This is a genomic window from Streptomyces fagopyri (assembly GCF_009498275.1).
Taxonomy (GTDB): domain Bacteria; phylum Actinomycetota; class Actinomycetes; order Streptomycetales; family Streptomycetaceae; genus Streptomyces; species Streptomyces fagopyri.
The window spans coordinates 8,478,004-8,498,175 of sequence record NZ_CP045643.1; the positions used below are offsets into that span (position 1 = coordinate 8,478,004).

Sequence of the window (20,172 nt, forward strand, 5' to 3'; positions counted from 1 at the left end):
GATTCCGGCCGGGAGTGGCCCGATGGTGAGCGGGCGGACGGGTCCGTCCGGGGTAAAACGCGGCCGGAACCGGCGGGGTCGCTGGGCCGGCCGGGTTACGCCGGTGTTGACGGGGCCGGCCGGCGGGGCGCAGCCTCAAGAAATAGCTGCCGGATACAACTGGTTTTCCGGAAGCGATCGCGCGACCCTGTAGGTGCAGGTGAGCGTGGCGGCTCCCGGTGAACCGGACGCAGGAGGTAACGCATGTGCGGCATCACCGGTTGGGTCTCCTTCGACCGCGATCTGCGTGCCGAGGGCGAGACTTTGGACGCAATGACGGAGACGATGTCCTGCCGCGGTCCCGACGACCGCGGCACCTGGTCCGAGGGCCCCGCGGCCCTGGGACACCGCAGGCTCGCGATCATCGACCTGCCCGGTGGGCGACAGCCGATGACCGCCGCGACCCCGGAGGGCACGGTCGCGCTGGTCTACTCGGGCGAGGCCTACAACTTCACCGAGCTGCGCCGTGAGCTGACCGGCCGCGGTCACGGCTTCTCGACCGACTCCGACACGGAGGTCGTGCTGCGCGGCTACCTGGAGTGGGGCGCGGAGCTCGCCGGGCGGCTCAACGGCATGTACGCGTTCGCCGTCTGGGACGGTCGCCACGACAAGCTCGTGATGATCCGCGACCGCATGGGCATCAAGCCCTTCTACTACTACCCGACCCCCGACGGCGTCCTGTTCGGTTCCGAACCCAAGGCGATCCTGGCCAATCCGCTCGCCCGCGCGAGGGTGCGCCTCGACGGTCTGCGGGAGCTCTTCACCTTCGTCAAGACACCCGGGCACGCGATCTGGGACGGCATGCACGAGGTCGAACCCGGCACCGTCGTCACCGTCGACCGCTCCGGTCTGCGCCGGCACGTGTACTGGCAACTGGAGACCCGGCCGCAGACCGACGACCGCGACACCTCCGTCGCCGCGGTGCGCACGCTCCTCGACGACATCGTGCGCCGCCAGCTCGTCGCGGACGTGCCGCGCTGCACCCTGCTCTCCGGCGGCCTCGACTCCTCCGCCATGACCGCGCTCGCCGCCCGGCAGCTCGCCGAACACGGTGAGCGGGTGCGCAGCTTCGCCGTCGACTTCGTCGGCCAGACCGACCACTTCGTCGCGGACGAACTGCGCGCGACCCCGGACACCCCCTTCGTGCACGACGTGGCCCGCGCCTCCGGCACCGACCACCGCGACATCGTGCTGGACGCGCAGGCCCTGGCCGATCTGGACGTCCGGGCCAAGGTGATCAGGGCCCGCGACCTCCCGATGGGCTTCGGTGACATGGACGCCTCGCTGTATCTGCTGTTCCAGGCCGTCCGCGAGCACTCCACCGTCGCGCTCTCCGGGGAGTCGGCCGACGAGGTGTTCGGCGGCTACCTGCAGTTCTTCGACGAGGAGGCCCGTAACGCCGACACCTTCCCGTGGCTCGTCCGGTTCTCACGCGACTTCGGCGACGACGCCGACGTCCTGCGCCCCGACCTCACCGAGGCGATGGACCTGGAGGCGTACGTCGCGGACGGCTACCGCACGGCCGTCGCCGGAATCCGGCGCCTGGACGGCGAGAGCGACTTCGAGTACCGGATGCGGCGGATCTGCCACCTCCACCTGACCCGCTTCGTACGGGTCCTGCTCGACCGCAAGGACCGGACCAGCATGGCGGTCGGCCTGGAGGTGCGGGTGCCGTTCTGCGACCACCGGCTCGTCGAGTACGTGTACAACACGCCGTGGGCCCTGAAGTCCTTCGACGGCCGGGAGAAGAGCCTGCTGCGGGAGGCGACCGCGGACGTGATCCCGAAGTCCGTGTACGACAGGGTCAAGAGCCCCTACCCGTCCACCCAGGACCCCAAGTACGCGGTCGCCCTCCAGGACCACGCGAAGGACCTGCTGGCCAGGCCGACGCATCCGGTCTTCGACCTCGTGGACGCCGAGCGGCTCCGCCGGGCCGCCCACCGCGACACCCCGCAGATCACGCAGGCGTCGCGGCGGGGCCTGGAACGGACGCTGGACCTCGCGCTGTGGCTGGACCTCTACTCCCCGGAGGTGTCCTTCAGCTGAGCTGCCGGTCGGCGGCGGCCTGCGAGGACCGCCACCACGTGGTGACCGGCTCCCACACGAGGACGGCGTCCCCCGCGCCCAGCTCCCGGGCCGTGAAGGAACGCCCGAACCGCGCGGGGTCCGCCGAGACGCTGATCGAGTCCACCCGGCGGGCCTCGGGGTCGGCGCGGTCGGCGATGGTCCGTACGGCCGCGTACGCCGTCCGGCCCACGCCGATCCGGTAGGGCCCGCTGTCACCGGGGGGCACCGGCAGGGCCGCCCCGTCGAGATCTCCGAAGACGACGGTGGGGATGCGGTCGACGGTGCACGTCCGCGCGGACCGGTTGGTCACGCTGATGTGCACCACCCTGGGGTCGGCGGCTTGGTGGGCGCGGACGACGACGGACCTGGCGGCGCACTTGGCGGGCTGGGCCGCGGCGGCCGGACCGGTGGCGGCCGAACCGCTCTGCGGCACGGCGAGGAGCAGTGCGGCGGCGGCGGACGGAAGGGCGAGAACGGAGCGGAAGCGCATCGGTGGGTTCCCCTGTTTCGGTCACGACGGTCGGTCACGTACGGTGCGGCGCGCGTGGGCGACGCCCGCACAGTCTGACGACCGGAGGGCACAAGGGGTTGTATCCGACTTGTCGGCTTCAGCGCGTCGCGCCGGTTCCATCACGTGCGTCAGGGGTTGTCCCTTCCGCTCTCCGGGCCGCAGGAACTGCCGTTGTCCGGCAGGGAGCCGTACAGCAGGAAGTCGTCGACCTTCTGGTGCACGCACTTGGAGGAGGCGTACCCGGTGTGGCCCTCACCCTTGTTGTCGAGCACCACGGCGGAGGAGCCGAGCCGGGCGGCGGTCTCCTCGGTCCAGCGGTACGGGGTCGCGGGGTCCCCGCGGGTGCCCACGAGCAGCATTTTCGGGGTCCGCACATTGCGCACCTTGTCACGGATGTAGTCGGTCCCCCTGGGGCGGCCGTGGCACAGCAGCACCTGGGTGAGCCGGTACCGGCCGAAGACCGGCGACGCCTGCTCGTAGGCGGTGCGCAGCGCGTCCACGTCCTTGGCGGCCCGCTCGGCACTCGGCCGGTCCGGGTCGTCCGCGCAGTTGATCGCCATGAACGCCGCGGGCAGGTTGTCGACGGGAATGTCGGCGGGGTCGACGAGCCCGGCGTGCGGAGCGGCCGTCGCCCGCGGGGTACCCGTCGTGCGCGACGCCGGTAGGGAGGCGCCGCCGATCGACAACCGCATGAGCCCCTGGGTGTCACCGTCCTCGACGAGCGAGCCGAGCGCCCGCTCCAGGGCCGGCCACATCTCCCGGCTGTACAGCGCCTGACCGATCGCACCCGCGAGATCCTGGCCCGAGAACATCTGCCCGAGACCGGTCGGCACCGGATCCCGGTCCAGCGAGGCGACGAGCCGGACGACCTGCTGCCGGGCCTCGCGCGGATCCTCCCCGAAGGGACAGGACACGTCCTGGGTGCACCAGGTGAGGAAGTCGTCCAGGGCGGTCTGCTGACCCTCGGCGCCCACGAGCCCCTGCTCGGCCATCGACTCGGTGAGCGTGTCCACCCCGTCGAGCACCATTCGGCCGGTCTTCTTCGGGAACTGGGCCGCGTACACCGCGCCCAGGCGGGTTCCGTACGAGAATCCGAGGTAGTTGAGCTTCTTGTCGCCCAGCGCCTGGCGCATCACGTCCATGTCCCTGGACGCGTCGACCGTCCCCATGTGGAGCAGCACCGGCCCGGAGTGCGCCGCGCACTCGGAGGCGACCTTCCGCAGCGCCTTGAGCACGGCCTGCGGATCGCCGCCGTCGGTGACGGTCCCCGCCGCGTCGGACGTCTGGTCGGCCCCTTCGCCACAGCTCACGGGCGAGGACTGGCCCACGCCCCGGGGATCGAAGGTCACCACGTCGTAGCCGTTGGTGAGGTCCATGAAGTCCTTGCCGCCGCCCTGGGCGAGCTCGGCGATCCCCGCGCCCCCCGGACCGCCGAAGTTCAGCAGCACGGACCCCCTGGACTTGCCCGTCGCGCGGTACCGGGCCAGCGCGACGTCGAGGGTCCCGTTCTTCGGGTGCGCGTAGTCCAGCGGGACGGTCACCTTTCCGCACTGGAGGTCGGCGGGCATCCCGTCGCCCGCGCAGGCCCCCCAGGTGATCTTCTGGCGGTAGAAGCGGGACAGGTCGGGGGCGTCGGCGGCCACGGCGGACGAGGGCAGCCCCGCCGTCAGCAGAACCAGGGTCGCCGCGCCGGCTCCGACGTACGTCCAGCGGTGGTGCACGGACAGCATGCGGGCCTCCAGGGACAGCGGGAGCCGGACCGGGATGCCCTCCCGGTCACGACACGAATCACGATAGGCGGGGGTCCGGGAGCGCGCCTCCGGGCGGACGGTCCGCACTCACTTGCCGCACCCTCCCGCCACACACCGCGGGTATCGCGGAGGGCTCCCGGTGCCCGGGGGACTCCGGCCCGGGGCGGCGACGGCCCGCTCGGGGCGCGCCCGGATCAGTTCGATAAGCGTGACGCTCGATGGAGTGAAAGCCCGATAAGCCATAACTCGGATGGTTCTCTCGCGTTTTACGCGGTGCGGGTGAGTGCCCGCGACCATGTCTGAAAGGGAGGGAACCTGTGAAACGGGTTACCCGGAACGGATTGATCGCCGCAGCGGCCGCATCGGGCGCGCTGGCCGTGACGATGCCGGCGTTCGCCGACTCCGCGGCGCAGGGCGGTACGGCGGGCTCACCCGGACTGATCTCCGGCGACACCATCCAGCTCCCTGTGCACGTCCCCGTGAACGCCTGCGGGAACACCGTGAACGTGGCCGGTCTCCTCAACCCCGCGGCGGGCAACAGCTGCGCCAACGCCGGCGACGGCGCCGCCGTCCGCGGGGCGGGCACCGGCGGCCGCGTCGGCGGGCACGGCCCCGGTGCGGCCGGCCCGCGCTCCGGCCATGGCGGCGCGCACAACGGCAGGGCCTCGGGTCCGGCGGTCGGCGGGGCGCTCGCACAGGGAAGCGGAAAGGATTCTCCCGGTGTGCTCTCCGGTGACGGCCTGCAACTGCCGGTCGACCTTCCGGTGAACGTCAGCGGCAACTCCGTGACCGCGATCGGCCTCGGCAACGCCTCGGTGGGCAACACGTCCACGAACACCTCGGACGGTGTGCCCGACCGGCCCGCGACGCCGACCCCGGCGCCGAAGCCCCCGACCAGGGCGGCCGTGCCCGAGAAGGCGCCGTACCGGGCGGCCGAACAGCCCATGGCCTCCCTCGCGCACACGGGTGCCGACCAGACGGTGCCGGCGATCGCCGTGAGCGCGGCGCTCCTGCTGGGCGGGGCGGTGCTCTACCGGCGGTTCAGGCCCGCCGCGCTCCGCTGAACCGGCGGTACGACGGCGGCGGAAGGCCCCACCGGGCGTGACCGGTGGGGCCTCGTATATGTCGTGCCGTGTGTCGTGCCCCGTGCCCGTTCGTATGTCCCGTCGCGGTCGGCCGCGTCTGCGCCCTTCCGTTCCCGTTTCCGCCGCGGGTGAGCCGAGCCGAGCGGTTCCGGCCGACCGGGCGCCCGCCGGGCGGTGGGGGCGGAAATCCCCGTGGAGATCCGCAAAGATGGTGCGGGCGCGCCCGGCCCCGTACGTCCCCACGTACCCCGGCAGCCGACTCCGCGTCCGGCACCCGGCACCACCCAGCGAATGGAGCGCACAGATGGCCTTCCCCGGCTCCGAGGACCTCGTCGTCACCCGGGCCACGCTCGACGACTGGTCGGTGGTCACCGGGTGGGCGGCCGACGAGGGGTGGAATCCGGGACTGTCCGACGCCCCGAGCTTCTTCGCCCAGGACCCCGACGGCTTCTTCATCGGGAGGATCGGAGCGGAGCAGGTCTCGGCCGTCTCGGTCGTCAACTACGGCGCCGATCACGCCTTCCTGGGCTTCTATCTCGTACGGCCGGGCCTGCGTGGCCGCGGCTACGGGCTGACCACGTGGAAGACGGCTCTGGCGCACGCGGGCGGCCGGACCGTCGGACTCGACGGCGTGGTCGCGCAGCAGGACAACTACCGCCGGTCCGGGTTCGCACTCGAGCACCGCACCGTCCGGTTCACCGGAACGGCCCCGACGGCGCCGGCGCCCGTGGGGGTGCGGCCCGCCGAGGCGGCCGACCTGGCGGACATCGCGGCCTACGACAGCGCCTGCTGTCCGGCCGACCGCCCCCGTTTCCTCGCACGGTGGCTGGCCGAACCGGGCCACCGTACGGTCGTCCGTGTCGTGGACGGGAGGCTCACCGGCTACGCGGTCGTCCGGCCCGCCCTCGACCGTCCGCGCGTCGGCCCGCTGTTCGCCGACACCGCGGGAGACGCACGGGCCCTCCTGCTGGCGCTGGGCGCGCAGACCCCCGGGGGCGGGATCACCGTCGACGTCCCCCGGACGAACACGGCGGGCGTGGCCCTGGCCGAGGAGTTCGGTCTCACCCCCTCCTTCGAGACGGCCCGCATGTACACCGGACCGGTCAGGCCGTTCGCCCGGGAACGGGTCTTCGGCATCACCACGCTGGAGCTCGGCTGACGGTCCGCGCCGGGCCCGCGAGGGGGTACGGCGGTCGGCGTCGGCGCGGTGCGCCGGACACGACCGGCCGTGACCCGCGGCCCGAGACCGGATGCGGTCGCGATCGACGGGAGCGAGGCCCGGGACAGGGCGGGCGCGCCCGCGCCCCAGGACGGTATCGACGGCCCGGCTCGCGACGAGGACAGGCCGAGGCCCACCTCACGGGCGTACGTCCGCGAGGTGGGGACGGGACCGTCCGTGTCAGTCGGCGAGCTCCAGCGCGCGGCGCGCCGCGTCGCCCACGGAGCCGTGGTGGACCGGGCCGTGGCCGGGCAGCAGCACGTCGGCCGCGAGGGTCTCGATACGCGCGAGTGACGCGATGGCCATCGTGCGCTCGGCGTGGAACATGTTCGGCAGCAGCTGCGGGCCGTGCGTCCGCGAGGTGGGGTGACCGCTGACCAGGGCGTCGCCGGAGATCACGACACCGGCGTCCGGGAGGTGGTAGACGCAGTGCCCGGCGGTGTGCCCGGGCGTGTGCACCGGCACCGGACGGCCGGGCAGGTCCAGCGGCCCCTCACCGGGGAACGACTCGGGCCGGGTCATCCGGACGTCCGCCGTGCCCCCCGACCGGATGGCGTGCAGGGCCCACGGCAGCACGCCGGGACGCCAGGCCTGGCGCATCACCGTACCCACGCTGACCTGCTGGAGGAACTCCCGGCGCGCGTGCGGGAGTTCCTCCTCGTGCAGATGCACCGGGACCCCGAAGGAGCTGCTCAGGTACTCGGCCGAGCCGAGGTGGTCGTTGTGCGCGTGCGTGATGAGGACGGCGCCGATCGCCTTGGGGGAGTGGCCGAGCGCGTCCAGGGAGGCGAGTACGTCCGGACGGTCGCCGGGGTACCCCGTGTCGATCAGGGTGACGGCGTCCCCCTCGCTCAGGATCACCCAGTTGGTGTTGCTGCCGTGAACCAGATGAACTCCGGCAGCTACCTCGACGATCGCGTCCTCGCGCATGACCATCCCGATGCTTGAGATCCCATCCCGGCCGGGCTGCGCCGGGCCGGGCCGTGTCAGGGCGAAGGTATCGCGCGCGCCCCGGAGCCCCGTCGGCGGACCCGGAGCGCTCGGTGGCCGGACGCCGTGCGCGGGCCCCGGCGGCGTGGCCCACGGGGCAGGCGAACACCCGCCGGACCGTCTCCACTCCTCGTGCGGGAGGCTCGGCCCGCGGGCCTTCGCGGCGTCCGGTACCGCGCCGGCACCGACGCCCCGGGTGTGTACGCCGCCGCCGGTACGCCGGTACGCCGGTACGCCGGTACGCCGGTACGCCGGTACGCCGGTGGGGCGGTGGGGCGATACGGCGATACGGCGTTCCCCTGCGCGGGGTCCGGGCGCGGCGCGGATCCGGGGATCGATCTCTGGTCGTGCGACGGTGGACCCGGCCGGTGCCGGGCGCCCGACCGGCCCTCACCGCACCAGTGTTGACCTGCGGTGACGCCGTCGGGTGAGCACGGGAGGCCGACACCCTCACGGGAATGCCATTGCCGTATGCGTCGCAGGATGCTGGAGTGACCCCATGGATCACGTTGCGGTACTGGCCCTGTTCGACCGGGACATGCGGGAGGACGCGCGGCCCGATGGCCCCGGGGTCCGGGTCGAGCGCGTCGACAAGGTGGTGCGCCAGGTCGGTGCGGAGCACGGCTGGAACGGGGTGATCTGGTCCGATCTGGACGCCTCGGGCGCCGACGCGGCCATCGCCGGGCAGGTGCGGTACTTCGCCGAGCTCGGCCGGGAGTTCGAGTGGAAGCTGTACGGCCACGACAAGCCGGAGAACCTCGGACAGCGCCTGCGGGACGCCGGGTTCGTCGCGCAGCCCGAGGAGACGCTGATGATCGCCGAGCTGGGCGATCTGGCGCTCGACGCCCAACCTCCCGCGGGCGTACGGCTCCTGCCCGTCACCGACCGTGCGGGCGTGGATCTCGTCGCGGACGTCCACGAACAGGCCTTCGGTACCGACAGCAGCCGTATGCGTCACCAACTGCTGGCGCAGCTCACCGGTGACGAGGACAACGTCGTGGCGGTGGTCGCCCTCGCAGGCGACGAGCCGGTGAGCGCGGCCCGCATGGAAATGGTGCCCGGTGCCCGGTTCGCCGGTCTGTGGGGCGGCGGCACCGTCGAGTCCTGGCGAGGCCGGGGCATCTACCGCGCCCTCGTCGCCCACCGTGCCCGGGTGGCCGCCGACCGCGGCTACCGCTACGTCCAGGTCGACGCCTCCAGCCAGAGCCGCCCGGTCCTCGCCCGCCTGGGCTTCCAGCCGCTGACCACGACGACGCCGTACGTCCACGGGTAGTGCCGCCGCCCGGACGGCGCTCGCTTGTCGCGCGGACCGCGCGCGGATCATCCGGCCCGCGTGGTCCGGACGGCCGCGTCGAGGGCTCGACGGGCCGGTCTCGGGCCGGCCCGCGGGGCGCGATCTCCGTGCGGGTTCCGCGGGGCGGGGTGAAGCCCGCGGAACCGTCGTGTCACGCTCAGGGCCCCGCGAGGGAATGGCCGGGGCCTACCGGATCGGGGCAGTGCGCCGATGTGTACCCGCCCGGCGCGTCAGCGGCGCACCTTCACGCGGTCGAGCGCCGCGATGCCCACCGCCGCGACGGCGATCTGTATGAACCACTCGATCCAGTCGGGGCCCTTGGTGTCGGCCACGCCGAACGCCGAGGCGATTCCCGCGCCGATGAACGCGGCGACGATGCCGACGACGATCGTCCACAGGATGCCGATGTGCTGGCGTCCCGGGATGACGAGCCGGCCCAGTACGCCGATGATGATGCCGATGACGATGGCACTGATGATGCCTGAGATCTCCATGTCCGCCCCTTCGAGTGTGGACCCCGCAGTTAGGGGTGTTCCCCCTGCCGGCGCAGACAGTCCGTTCCCCTTCCCGGCCGTCCTCGATCCGACCCGACGGGCTCCTGTGCAGTCGAGGTGATTGCCATGTACCGTTCAATAATCTTTCGCGCGGAAGACGGCCGATCACCTTTCTACGCGCGGAGACTTGGGCGCCCGCACCGCCTCTCCCCACCCCCACGGAGGTTCGCCGGATGCTTGGATTCAGAACGTCCCGTCACAGACTCGCCTCGGCGCTGGCCGTGTTCGGACTGGTCACCACGGGCGCGGCCGTCCAGGCGTCCGCGCCGGCCGCCGCCGCGACCACACACCGTGTCCTGTTCGACAACGGCCATGCCGAGACCGCGGGCAACGCCGACTGGATCATCTCCACCAGCCAGCCCGACCCGTTGGGCCAGGACTCCTCACCGTCGTCCGAGACCGACTGGACCGGGGCCCTCTCCTCCTGGGGCGTCGCCCTGCAGAAGACCGGCGACTACAGCCTCAGGACACTCCCCGCGGGCTCCGGCCTCACCTACGGCGCAACGGCCGCCACCGACCTGTCGAACTTCGACGAACTGGTGCTTCCCGAGCCCAACACGCTCTTCACCACCGCCGAGAAGACCGCCATCATGACGTTCGTGAAGAACGGCGGCGGCCTCTTCATGATCTCCGACCACACCGGCGCCGACCGCAACAACGACGGCTACGACGCGGTCGAGATCTTCAACGACCTGATGACCGACAACAGCGTCGACTCCACGGACCCGTTCGGCTTCTCGATCGACACGCTCGACGTCGGTTCCGGATACCCGGCGGCCATCAGCGACAGCACCAACCCCGTCCTGCACGGTTCGTTCGGCACCGTCACGAAGAGCCTGATCGCCGACGGCACGACGGCCACCCTCAAGCCGTCCGACAACTCCGCCGTCAAGGGCCTGGTCTACCGCAGCGGTTACTCCGGCAACACCGGCGCGTTCTTCGCCACCAGCACCTTCGGCAGCGGCAAGGTCGCCTTCTGGGGCGACAGTTCACCGATCGACGACGGCACCGGGCAGTCCGGCAACACCTTGTACGACGGCTGGAACGACACCGGCGCCACGAACGCCGCCCTCGCCCTGAACGCCACCGAGTGGCTCGCCGGCGCCGGCGGCACCGGTGGCGGAGGCGGTGGGGGCACCTGCACCGCCGGCCAGCTGCTCGCCAACCCCGGCTTCGAGTCCGGCAGTACCTCCTGGACCGCCAGCAGCGGCGTGATCACCAACAGCACCGGCGAGGCCGCCCGCACCGGTTCGTACAAGGCATGGACGGACGGCTACGGCTCCGCCCACACCGACACGCTCGCCCAGACGGTCACCGTCGCGTCCGGCTGCGCGGCCACGCTCAACTTCTACCTCCACGTGGACACGGCCGAGACGACCACCAGCACCGCGTACGACACCCTCAAGGTCCAGGTGCTGAACAGTGCCGGCACGGTCCTGTCGACGCTCGCCACGTACTCGAACCTGAACGCCGCGTCCGGGTACACGCTGCGCAGTTTCAACCTGTCCGCCTACGCGGGGCAGACGGTCACGGTCAAGTTCACCGGTACCGAGGGCTCCACGCTGCAGACGTCGTTCGTCCTCGACGACACGGCGCTCAACGTGAGCTGAGCGCGGGCGGGTGAGTGAAGGGGCGGGCCCGGGAACGGGCGCGCCCCGCCGGTTCTCAGGCCGCCGGCACGGTCCTCTCCGGGCGTGTTCCACCCCGAGATCCGGATCCCGGGGACGGCGCCGTGCAGGTCCGCGGTCCGGTAGGTGGCGGTCAATGTCGCCGACTCGCCGGGCCACAGGCCGACCTGGTTGTCGGACCACCGGACCGGCAGCACGGGCCGGCCCTTCGAGTCCACCAGATGTACGTCGGTGAGCAGCGACGGAGTCTTCCCGGTGCGGGGGCCGCGGACCGTGACCGTCGTCGTGGACGTGTAGCGGGGACCGGCTGTGGTCGAGGCCGTCGCGGTGACCGGAACCCGCGCCGTCCCACCGAGTCCCGTGAGGTCCGCGTAGGCCGTCGTCGGTGTGTGGTACGAGTCCGTGCGCGCCCGGTCGAGGGTGTCGGCCCGGGTCGAGAGCCAGTACACGTCGCGGCTCACGGTCCTGCCGCGTGAGTCGGTGAAGTCGGCCTCGGGGATCCGCTGTTGGGCGGTCGAGGAGAACGGGTCCGCGTACACGCCGTCCGTGAGCAGCGCCGCGAGGACGGTGGACCGCGAGCCCGCCGGATACCAGCCGGCGGCCGGACAGCCCGGGCTGGAGACGTCGGCCGCCGAGTCCGTGACCTTGGCCGTCGACTGGATCGCGTAACCGGAGAGCGCGGTGGTGCTGCCCGCCGTGGAGGGTACCGGCGTGGCACGGACGGCCGTGGCGGCGGCCGGCCGGGTGTCATGGGACCCCGCCCACGCGCTCGTCGAGAGGGTGCCCAGGAGGCTCGGGGCGACGGCGGCCGCGGTCAGGCGCCGACGCGAGGCAGAGCGGTCGAACACGGTGGTCTCCTTTGGGGGTGGGGGATCCTCCGCGCTACGGCACTGCAAGTTAGGAAACTTTACTAACTGGGCCCACAAGCTAGGTCGCCACGTCGGTGGTGTCAATCGTCCGAGCGCCGCGGGCACGCTCTCACAGGGCCGACCGCCGGTCGAACACCACGTCCCGGGCCGTCCCCAGCGCGGTGGCGACCGCGCCGAGCAGCACCGCGTCCTCGCCCAGCCGACCGGGTACTATCCTCGGCCGCAGCGGTGTGAGCGTCCGCAGGGTCTCGCGGACGGGCGGCAGCAGCAGGTCGATGCTGTGGCCCACCCCGCCGCCCAGCACCACCAGATCGGGATCGAGCACCGCCGCCGCTGCCGCCACCGTGTGCGCGATCCGCTCGCCCTCCAGCCGGACGGCCCGCACGGCGGCGGGATGACCCTCGCGCGCCGCGTCGAAGACGGCCTTCGCGGTGAGCTGTCCGGTCATGCCGAAGTGCCGCGCCGCCTCGACGACGGCCACGCCCGACACCGCGTCCTCCAGCGTCTCCGGTTTCTGCTGCCCCGGCCACGGCAGGAACCCGATCTCCCCGGCCCCGCCGTGCGCCCCGGTGAACAGCCGCCCCTCGCTGACCACCCCCATGCCGAGCCCGGTACCGATCATGATGTACGCGAAGAGCCGGCTGCCCGCGCCGACGCCGTACGTGTACTCGCCGAGCGCCGCGAGATTGGCGTCGTTGTGCACCTCGAGCGGGATGCCCAGCATCTCGCGCATCCGGTCGAACAGACCCGCCCGGCCCCAGCCCGGAAGATGCATCGCGTACCGCACCCGGCGCTGCTTCTCGTCGTACACGCCGGGCGTGCCCACCACCGCGTGGGCCACCTCGTCGGTGCCGAGGCCGGAGTTGGCGACGACCTGGCGGGCGGTGGTCACCACGAGGTCGGCCATCGCCCCCGAACTGCGCGCGCGGTTGCGCACATCGGCGCGTGCGACCACGGCGCCGTCCAGGTCCGCGAGCGCCACGCGCAGCCACCCGCGGCCGATGTCGATGCCGAGCGCGTGACCGGCCGCGGGGTCCGGGGCGTAGAGGACCGCCACCCGGCCGCGTTCCGGAGCGTGCGTGCCGACCTCGTGGACGAGTCCCGCCTCCTCCAGCGCGGCGAGCGCGCTGGAGACCGTCGGCTTCGACAGCCCTGTCTTGCGGGCGAGTTGCGCCCGCGACGCGGGACCTCCGGCGCGCAACCGGTCGAGGAGAAGCCGCTCGTTGGTGCTGCGCAGCCGCCGGCGGTTCCAGGGCTGTTCGGGCTGCTCGTTGGCGTCGCGGGCGGACATCGCTCCATTCTCACGCATTCATGACACCCCCTTGACGCATCTAGTAAGGCTCCTTAACTTTATCGCCCAGTCAGCCTCGCCGGGCGAACGAAGGGGAGCCCAGCGCCGGCCGGTCACCCGCCGCCCCTGATCCGTCGGCCGCCATCCGGGCCGTTCCCGTACGCCGTCCCTCTCTCCCCTCGTCCCGATCACAGGAGGACCCATGTCCGGCAGTCCGCCACCCACCGGCGGTTTCGTCCGCCGCGTCGGCCTGTTCCAGGCCATCGCCATCAACATGAGCCAGATGTGCGGGATCGGTCCGTTCGTGACGATCCCGCTGATGGTCGCCGCGTTCGGCGGCCCCCAGGCGATCATGGGCTTCGTCGCCGGTGCGGTGCTGGCACTCGCGGACGGCCTGATCTGGGCCGAACTCGGTGCCGCCATGCCCGGTTCCGGCGGCAGTTACGTGTATCTCCGCCAGGCCTTCCAGTACCGCTCCGGACGCCTGATGCCGTTCCTGTTCGTCTGGACGGCCATGCTCTTCATCCCGCTGATCATGTCCACCGGCGTGGTCGGCTTCGTCCAGTACCTGGGATATCTGGCCCCCGACATGGGCAGGACCACCGGGGACCTGATCGGCCTCGGCATGATCGTGCTGGTCGTCGCGCTCCTGTGGCGCGGCGTCGAGCACATCGCGCGCATCACGGCCGTCATGTGGGCCGTCATGATCACTTCGGTGCTCCTGGTGATCGTCGCCGCGGCCACCGACTTCAGCGCGCATCTGGCCTTCACGTATCCGGCGCACGCCTTCGAGCTGACCAGCAGCCACTTCTGGGTCGGGTTCGCCGCGGGCCTGACCATCGGCATCTACGACTACCTCGGTTACAACACCACCGCGTACATGGGCGCCGAGATCAAGGACCCGGGCCGTACCCTGCCGCGTTCCATCGTCTTCTCCATCCTCGGCATCATGGCGATCTACCTCCTGCTCCAGATCGGCACGCTCGGTGTCGTCGACTGGCACCGGATGAGCGATCCCGGCGACATCGCCTCCACCTCCGTGGCCTCGGCCGTCCTGGAGGAGACCTGGGGTAAGGGCGCCGCCGACACGGTCACGGTCCTCATCCTCATCACCGCGTTCGCCTCGGTCTTCACCGGACTGCTGGGCGGCTCGCGCGTCCCGTACGACGCCGCCCGCGAACGCGTCTTCTTCCGCCCGTACGCGAAACTGCACCCCAGGCACCGTTTCCCGATGCTGGGCCTGGCGACCATGGGTGTGATCACCGGGATCGGCTTCCTCATCGGCCGCCACACCGACCTGGCGACGCTGATCCAGCTCCTCACCACGGTCATGGTGATCGTCCAGGCGCTCGCCCAGATCGTCGCCCTGTCGGTGCTGCGCCGACGTCAGCCGGCGTTGCGGCGCCCGTACCGGATGTGGCTCTACCCGATCCCGAGTCTCATCGCGCTGGTCGGCTGGCTCACCATCTACGGCTACGCGGACAAGAACTCCCCGGGCCGCCACCCCATCGAATGGTCCCTGGCCTGGCTCGCCCTCGGCTGCGTCGCCTTCGTGGTCTGGGCACGGCTGGAGAAGGTGTGGCCCTTCGGGCCGAAGGAGATCTCGGAGGAGTACCTGACCGGGCCGTCACCGGACGTGGAACCGGCCGCCACCTGAGCGAGCGCCCCGGGCCGCCGCGGTGCCGTCGTCCGCCCACCGGCCGGACGGCGGCACCGCGGCGCCCCGGGGCGCCAGGACCCGCCCTCCGGGTGAGACCCATGAGCGCTCGACCCACCCGCGAGGAGTGCGCCTCATCGGCAACGGCCGCCTTCGACCGCGTGCGCGGGCCGCTCACCGCCGCGCGCACCCTGGACCCCTCCGGCACCGCGACGAACCGGGGGCTGTCGGCGGCCGCCCGCCCGCCGTCGCCGGGGTGGTGCCAGGTCCGCGGGACGACCTCCCGCCCCTTCGCGGTCCTGACCACCGGCTCGTCGTCCGTGATCATGGAGAGGGCGGGGACGACTGGGTGCCCGGGCACCACGGGGCGGCCGGGCAGGAAAGGCAGGAATCCCCTTGTCCCGTCGCCCGGACGCGTGACCCGTCGGGGATCACCTCGCCTCGGTGGGGGTTCCCGCGGACGCCAGGTGCGGGCTGGGCTCGCGTGCGGACCGCAGTGCCGCGCGGATCGCGTCCACCGGGTCCCCCTCGTGGTAGACCCGCTCCGACGGCTCGATGCCGTCCAGGAACTCCTGGTAGCGGACGGCGTAGGTGAGTTGGGCGAGCGGTTCCGCGAGGACGAGCGCGCGCGCCGGGTCACTCGCCGGCACCCGGGTCTTCCAGGCGTCGCTCCAGGCGCGGGCGGCCGTCGCGCGGCCGGGCTCGGCGAGGAAGTGATGGACGCGCAGACCGTCCAGGACGGGATGCCCCCAGTGCGCGTCAGCGAAGTCCACGACGACCGGCGGGCCGCCGTCGCTGCGCCAGTTGCCGGGATGGAAGTCGCCGTGCACAAGGGTGTCGGGCAGACCGCACTCGGTGAGCGTCTCCCAGCGCCGCGTCAACTCCCGTGCCGCGAACCGATCCTGTGCCGTCAGCTCCCTCGCGGCCGGTCCGTCGAGCAGGGCGTGGACCGCGGTGACCAGGTCCGGTACGCGCCGGTCCGGGACGCCGGACGGAGACGGCCGTTCGTCCACCGAGCCGGCGGAGGGCGGCCCGTCCCCGGACGCCGGCTGGTCCGGGCCGCCCACGTGGGCCGACGGCGAAGAGCCGCCCCCGAGACACTCGGGACCCAGCTCCGCGAGCGCCACCTGTGCGGCCACCATGCGTTCCATGGCCGCTCCGATCGTCTCGGCGGAGGGCTGCCAGCAGTCCACGCCGGGGATGTGCTCCATCAGGACGCGCCGCTCGGCGGAACCGACGAGCACCGGGACCAGACCGGTGTCCACCCGCGCGAACGCGGAGATGGCGGCGGCCTCGTCGGCGGCGAAACGTGGCGTCGCCTTGAGCCAGACCGGGCCCCGCGCCGTGGGAAGCCGGAACAGACCGGCGAGGTTCCACGTACGACGCTGCTCCACCGGACCGGTCACCGGCCGACCCGCCGCGGCCAGCGTCTCCTCGGCCCAGCCGAACAGCTCGCGCAGACCGTCCGCCCGTGCCCAGGGTGACCGGAAGACCTCGTCGGCGCCGAACAGGTGCGGTTCGACGGTCCGTTGCCTCGAGAGGGTGCCGGGCGCCGGGCGTCCCAACGCCTCGACGTGATAGGTCACATGGCCGTCCCGGCCGCCTTCGCCCCCGTCCACGTCCAGCAGCCGCAGCACCAGCACGGGAACGCCGAGCAGCTTCTCCAACCGGTCGACGACCGGAGCCGCTTCGGACCACCAGGGGATGTCCACCGGGAACGGCCCGACGCCGCCCAGCAGTTCGTCACCCGCACTCACCCACGCACTCACCGTTCTCGTCACGGCGACAGTGTGGGCGAGCCGGGCGGCTCCGGCGAGCGAATATCGAGCCGGTTCCGCAGTTGCCGGAGGGGGAGCGGAACCGATGGCCGCGGCCCGTCACCGCAGGTCCGAACTTCCCCCGTCGGACGTACATCGGGCACTCCGCTCCCCCTCCTTCCCCCGTCCCCCTCGGGCCCGGTGGTCTCTTCCGGCCTCCGGCGCGGCCCGCCGCGGGTCCTGCCCGTGGCCGCGCGTCCGGAGGCCGTTCGTCACCCGCCGCCGCGCGAGCGGGTCCCGGCCGCGGGCCGGCGCGTCACCGACGAGCCGGCCCACCCGCTCACGTACGGACTTCCGGGCCGGAGCGCCCCCCGCGCGCCCCGGACCGAAACCTTCTTCCCGCGCCGGGTCCGCGCCCCGGTCGCGGTCGCACAGGACGTCACCGGTGCACCGGTCCCCGCGGGGGAGCCGCTGCCGGATCGCGACGCACCGGCCTGGAGACGATGTCCGTCCGGGCAGGGAAGCTTCCGCACGGTCCTCAGCCCTCCCCGCCGGACTCGGTGAAGACGAGCGGCTCCAGGAGCCGCCGGTCCGCCGCCCGGTAGCCGGGACACACCACGAAGGCGACGGGGCGACCCGCTTCGCAGGAGAGCCAGAGAGCGTGCTCCCGGGGGTCGGCCACGGTGGCGGGCTCCACCGAGAAGTCGAAACGGCTGGCGTAGCCGCTCTCGTTCATGGCCCGGGACAGGTTCGTGGCCTCCGCGCCGACCCGTTCCAACAGCCGCTGGTGCTGCTGGTCGAGCCCCACCCGCCCGGTGTCGGTCGTGATGCGGGTCAGTTCGTCGAGATCCGGATCGCCCACCCCGTCGCGACCCTCCGGGCCGAAGAGCGCCAGGCACAGCCGTCGGATCAACTCGGCCTGACGGCGTACGACATCACGGGGGCGTTCCGCCGCCAGCCGGGGCTGGACCAGGTCGGGCATGCGCTGTGTGTACAACGCCCTGAGCCGGTCCGCCAGTTCGTAGTGGACGAGGAAGTCCTCCCGGGTGAGGTCCGTGCGCTCCTCCACCTGGGCGACCCGCACCAGATCCAGTACCTCGCCCAACTCGTCGAGGAGGCGACGGGTGTCGGCGACGGTGCTCTCCAGGGCCAGCGTCCGCTCGTCCACCTGATCATGACGGGTCGTCAGCTCCGTGAGACGTTCGCCGAGCGGGCGGAACCCCGCCAGGGTGTCCCGCAGCCGGGTGTCGAACCCCCGCATCCGGCGCTCCACCCGGTCGGCCCACTCGCCCATCTCGGACCGTGTCTGCGCACGTACGGCGGCCCGTTCCGTGACCGCGTCCGCCTCCAGTTTCCGCAGCCGCGTCTCCAGCGCGTCCAGCGTGTCCAGCCGGACGGCCAGTTGCTTCCATTCGGACTGCGGGATCAGGAAGGCCGTCTCCTCCTCCACGAGGCGCGGCCCGCCGACGGCCGCACGGCCGGCGGACCCGTCCCGGCCGTCCTGCGGGGGTTCGGCCTTGTGTCGGCTGAAGAACACGGTTCCTCCCTCGGGGTGTCCGGCCATGGCTACATCCGGTCGAAGTCGACGGAGACCCGGCTGGTCTCCTCGGTGGCCGGGTCGAACACCTCGACCCGGAGTTCACTGGCGCCGAAGTAGAACAGCAGCATCACGGCGCGCTCGCGCAGCGGCCTGCCTACGGTGCCGCTCAGGTCGACGGTCAGCCGGCCGATCTCCTCGCACCCGTCCTCGTCGACATACCGGGGATCGGGCTCGGCCGTGCGGTACAGGTCCACGTCCAGCTGGCGCTGCTCCTCGCGGACCGGCACGATCCGGAAGGGATAGGCGTCCTTCACCCGTACGCCGTCCATGCGGCGCACCGCGATGCCGAAACGGCCGACGCACAGCACATCACCCTCGTCGTCGCGGTACATGCGCACGGTGGGGTCCACGCCCTCCTCGAAGGGCTTGGCCGTCTCGAACCCGTAGGTGTACTTGGCCTGCCGGGAGACGAACACGTCCGGCCGGTAGGCGAAGTGGACGGCGCCCTCCAGGACCGCCAGGGCCGGATCTGGCGGGACCACGATACGATGCCGCCCGCCGAAGCGGACGCGCATCCGTTCGCGCAGCCAGTCGGACCGCGCGAACCCGCCCACCAGGAGCAGGGTCTCGGGCCCGGAGGCGGTGCCGCCGGTCCGCGCGATGGTGGCCAGCTGCTCGGCGACCTTGTCCAGGATGCCGTCCACCGTCTCGTCGAGCAGTCCCTCCACCTCGTCGGGCGAAAGGACGATCTGTCGGGGCAGGCCGCCGGCGTCGCCGGTCAGCCGCGCCCGGACCGGTTCGTCGAGGAGGTTCCACACGACGGCCGGAACCTCGATGCGCACCGGATCCAGCACGTGCGCGACCGAGGAGGCGTCCTGCTCGACCTCCACCGTGCGTTTGGCGTGCTCCCACTGCCGGGACATCCTCAACAGCTCGGCCGGGTGGTCCCGTTCGATGCGTTTCAGGACCGCGGGCCCGAACCGCTCGCCGAGCGTCGTGTCGCGGAACGCCTGGTTCACGTACTCGGAACCGAGGTGTCCACCGGTGGCGAGGCCGATCTCGCGCAGCGCGATCGGCTCTCCGGCCCCGCTGTCCGACTCGTAGGCGGTGATGTCGACGGTGCCGCCGCCGCAGTCGATCACCACGAACCGGAACCCGTCGAGATGCAGGGGCAGCCGGGCGGTTTCCGACGTGGCCGCGTCCGCGTCCGTCATCCGCAGATAGCAGTAGAGCGCGGCGGCCTCGGGTTCGATGGCCAGCAGCAGGCGCTCCGGATCGTCGGGGAACCCCGCGTCGACCGCCGCCCGCCGCATCACGGCCTTGCCCTCGTCGTCCCAGATCGCGGGGACCGTGATGCACCAGCGGACCTCGCGCTCCGCGTACTTCATCCCCCTGATCTCCGCCATCGCCAGCTCGCGGATCTCCTTCAGGTAGGCGGTGGTCAGTTCCCGCACCCGGCCCCGGTCGTCGAGGTCGACGAAGCCGCCCACCGTCGGCATGTCCGACATCGTGCCGCCGCTCTGCCACGCCGTCTTGAAGGCGTAGGCGTAGCCGAGCCCGTCGGACTCCCCCTTGGCGAGGGCGTCGGCCCACAGGCGGTGGGCACGGTGGCCCCAGGCGACCGTCTCGCCACCGGCGGACAGCAGGATCGCGGTCAGGTTCTTCGGGTAGTCCAGCTGACGGCCGGGGAACCGCGTGAAGAACTGCACCCTCCTGGTGCGCGGATCGTCGTTCGGCGGTGTCCTCACCGCCCAGGCGAAGCCGGTGCCATGGGTGCCGAAGTCGACCGCCGCCACCACCTTGGGACCGTCCGCACCCATGCCCGAGGCTCCTGTCTGCCGGTGTCCGCGCGCTTGCTCCCTGTAAGCTCGCCCCACACAGACTGGTGGGTTTCAGCGCCAACGCGGAGCGGTCGGCTGT

At 72.2% G+C, this 20,172-nt stretch carries 15 protein-coding genes; 6 read left to right on the forward strand and 9 right to left on the reverse strand.

Going from position 1 to position 20,172, the window contains the following annotated elements:
• Positions 1-243: 243 nt before the first annotated feature.
• Entirely contained in the window at positions 244-2,085 is a 1,842-nt protein-coding gene (gene asnB / locus GFH48_RS36635; RefSeq protein ID WP_153292359.1) for an asparagine synthase (glutamine-hydrolyzing), read from the forward strand.
• Here the strand turns inward: asnB and GFH48_RS36640 are convergent.
• The gene (locus GFH48_RS36640) at positions 2,078-2,596 is read right to left on the reverse strand and encodes a DUF4232 domain-containing protein (protein ID WP_153292360.1); all 519 of its coding nucleotides are present in this window, start codon (positions 2,594-2,596) and stop codon (positions 2,078-2,080) included. The two genes, asnB and GFH48_RS36640, sit on opposite strands and share 8 nt — an antisense overlap.
• Before the next feature lie 149 nt (positions 2,597-2,745).
• Complete coding sequence (locus GFH48_RS36645; RefSeq protein WP_153292361.1) at positions 2,746-4,347, reverse strand: alpha/beta hydrolase; 1,602 nt, start codon at positions 4,345-4,347, stop codon at positions 2,746-2,748.
• A gap of 365 nt (positions 4,348-4,712) precedes the next feature.
• Here GFH48_RS36645 and GFH48_RS39965 point away from each other — a divergent pair, with 365 nt between their 5' ends.
• Together GFH48_RS39965 and GFH48_RS36655 are read left to right on the forward strand one after the other, a co-directional pair.
• Positions 4,713-5,432, forward strand: coding sequence for a chaplin (locus tag GFH48_RS39965; RefSeq protein WP_228121457.1), 720 nt, complete (start codon positions 4,713-4,715; stop codon positions 5,430-5,432).
• 325 nt (positions 5,433-5,757) lie between these two features.
• Positions 5,758-6,612 carry a GNAT family N-acetyltransferase gene (locus GFH48_RS36655; RefSeq protein WP_153292363.1) on the forward strand — a complete coding sequence of 285 codons (855 nt, stop codon included), beginning with the start codon at positions 5,758-5,760 and terminating at the stop codon, positions 6,610-6,612.
• Between the two features lie 240 nt (positions 6,613-6,852).
• Here the strand turns inward: GFH48_RS36655 and GFH48_RS36660 are convergent, their stop codons facing one another.
• Entirely contained in the window at positions 6,853-7,602 is a 750-nt protein-coding gene (locus GFH48_RS36660) for an MBL fold metallo-hydrolase (protein WP_153292364.1), read from the reverse strand.
• A 559-nt stretch (positions 7,603-8,161) separates the two neighbouring features.
• Between GFH48_RS36660 and GFH48_RS36665 the strand changes: the two genes are divergently transcribed.
• Positions 8,162-8,935, forward strand: coding sequence for a GNAT family N-acetyltransferase (locus tag GFH48_RS36665; protein ID WP_153292365.1), 774 nt, complete (start codon positions 8,162-8,164; stop codon positions 8,933-8,935).
• A gap of 251 nt (positions 8,936-9,186) precedes the next feature.
• Here GFH48_RS36665 and GFH48_RS36670 read toward each other — a convergent pair whose 3' ends face one another.
• Complete coding sequence (locus tag GFH48_RS36670; protein ID WP_153292366.1) at positions 9,187-9,450, reverse strand: GlsB/YeaQ/YmgE family stress response membrane protein; 264 nt, start codon at positions 9,448-9,450, stop codon at positions 9,187-9,189.
• A gap of 233 nt (positions 9,451-9,683) precedes the next feature.
• Here GFH48_RS36670 and GFH48_RS36675 point away from each other — a divergent pair, with 233 nt between their 5' ends.
• Positions 9,684-11,120 (forward strand): M6 family metallopeptidase, encoded by a 1,437-nt coding sequence (locus GFH48_RS36675; protein ID WP_153292367.1) that lies wholly within the window; start codon positions 9,684-9,686, stop codon positions 11,118-11,120.
• On the opposite strand, the gene GFH48_RS38760 is transcribed toward GFH48_RS36675, so the two are convergent.
• Positions 11,021-11,986, reverse strand: coding sequence for a hypothetical protein (locus tag GFH48_RS38760; RefSeq protein WP_228121153.1), 966 nt, complete (start codon positions 11,984-11,986; stop codon positions 11,021-11,023). The genes GFH48_RS36675 and GFH48_RS38760 overlap by 100 nt on opposite strands.
• Positions 11,987-12,116: 130 nt before the next feature.
• A complete protein-coding gene (locus GFH48_RS36685) occupies positions 12,117-13,298 on the reverse strand; it encodes an ROK family transcriptional regulator (protein WP_153293293.1) in 1,182 nt (393 codons plus the stop codon).
• A gap of 202 nt (positions 13,299-13,500) precedes the next feature.
• Between GFH48_RS36685 and GFH48_RS36690 the strand changes: the two genes are divergently transcribed.
• Entirely contained in the window at positions 13,501-14,955 is a 1,455-nt protein-coding gene (locus GFH48_RS36690; protein ID WP_153292368.1) for an APC family permease, read from the forward strand.
• A gap of 431 nt (positions 14,956-15,386) precedes the next feature.
• Here GFH48_RS36690 and GFH48_RS36695 read toward each other — a convergent pair whose 3' ends face one another.
• The 3 genes from GFH48_RS36695 to GFH48_RS36705 form a co-directional block, all read right to left on the reverse strand.
• Complete coding sequence (locus GFH48_RS36695) at positions 15,387-16,736, reverse strand: aminoglycoside phosphotransferase family protein (protein ID WP_228121157.1); 1,350 nt, start codon at positions 16,734-16,736, stop codon at positions 15,387-15,389.
• Between the two features lie 514 nt (positions 16,737-17,250).
• A complete protein-coding gene (locus GFH48_RS36700) occupies positions 17,251-18,249 on the reverse strand; it encodes a hypothetical protein (RefSeq protein WP_153292369.1) in 999 nt (332 codons plus the stop codon).
• A 29-nt stretch (positions 18,250-18,278) separates the two neighbouring features.
• On the reverse strand, positions 18,279-20,072 hold the full coding sequence (locus tag GFH48_RS36705) for an Hsp70 family protein (RefSeq protein ID WP_153292370.1): 1,794 nt from the start codon (positions 20,070-20,072) through the stop codon (positions 18,279-18,281).
• Positions 20,073-20,172 lie beyond the last annotated feature (100 nt).

Bases quoted from the DNA above. Each gene is read 5' to 3' on its own strand.
- asnB (WP_153292359.1), top strand. From the start codon at position 244: ATGTGCGGCATCACCGGTTGGGTCTCCTTCGACCGCGATCTGCGTGCC.
- GFH48_RS36640 (WP_153292360.1), bottom strand. From the start codon at position 2,596: ATGCGCTTCCGCTCCGTTCTCGCCCTTCCGTCCGCCGCCGCCGCACTG.
- GFH48_RS36645 (WP_153292361.1), bottom strand. From the start codon at position 4,347: ATGCTGTCCGTGCACCACCGCTGGACGTACGTCGGAGCCGGCGCGGCG.
- GFH48_RS36655 (WP_153292363.1), top strand. From the start codon at position 5,758: ATGGCCTTCCCCGGCTCCGAGGACCTCGTCGTCACCCGGGCCACGCTC.
- GFH48_RS36660 (WP_153292364.1), bottom strand. From the start codon at position 7,602: ATGCGCGAGGACGCGATCGTCGAGGTAGCTGCCGGAGTTCATCTGGTT.
- GFH48_RS36665 (WP_153292365.1), top strand. From the start codon at position 8,162: ATGGATCACGTTGCGGTACTGGCCCTGTTCGACCGGGACATGCGGGAG.
- GFH48_RS36670 (WP_153292366.1), bottom strand. From the start codon at position 9,450: ATGGAGATCTCAGGCATCATCAGTGCCATCGTCATCGGCATCATCATC.
- GFH48_RS36675 (WP_153292367.1), top strand. From the start codon at position 9,684: ATGCTTGGATTCAGAACGTCCCGTCACAGACTCGCCTCGGCGCTGGCC.
- GFH48_RS36685 (WP_153293293.1), bottom strand. From the start codon at position 13,298: ATGTCCGCCCGCGACGCCAACGAGCAGCCCGAACAGCCCTGGAACCGC.
- GFH48_RS36690 (WP_153292368.1), top strand. From the start codon at position 13,501: ATGTCCGGCAGTCCGCCACCCACCGGCGGTTTCGTCCGCCGCGTCGGC.
- GFH48_RS36705 (WP_153292370.1), bottom strand. From the start codon at position 20,072: ATGGGTGCGGACGGTCCCAAGGTGGTGGCGGCGGTCGACTTCGGCACC.